The sequence below is a fragment of the Streptomyces sp. SID11385 genome (genome assembly GCF_010548245.1).
Lineage (GTDB): Bacteria > Actinomycetota > Actinomycetes > Streptomycetales > Streptomycetaceae > Streptomyces.
This window is the reverse complement of sequence record NZ_JAAGLR010000934.1, coordinates 1-274: the sequence shown is the minus strand read 5'-3', so window position 1 is coordinate 274 and position 274 is coordinate 1. Positions and strand designations below refer to the sequence as shown.

The 274-nt window shown below is 79.2% G+C and carries 1 protein-coding gene; it reads left to right on the top strand.

Translation table 11 applies throughout. The annotated features are described in order from the left end of the window. The coding region (locus G3I42_RS28290) for a B12-binding domain-containing protein (protein WP_343244693.1) at positions 1-274 on the top strand (274 nt) is incomplete at both ends.

The following is a 274-nucleotide window of genomic DNA, read 5'->3' as shown; positions in this document are numbered from 1 at the left end:
CGCCGCGGTGCAGCGGCGCGTCGGCGCCGAGTGGGCGGCGAACCGGCTGAGCGTCGCGCGCGAGCACGCGGCCACGGCCGTCAACGAGCAGTGCGTGGGCGTGCTGCGGCACTCGACGCCGCCTGTCGTGCCCGCGCCGGGCGCGGGGCGGATCGTCGTGGCGTGTGTGGACGGCGAGTGGCACGGGCTCCCCGCGCGGCTCCTCGCGGAGGTGCTGCGGCTGCGCGGCTGGCACGTCGACCACCTCGGCGCGCAGGTCCCGGCACCGCACCTC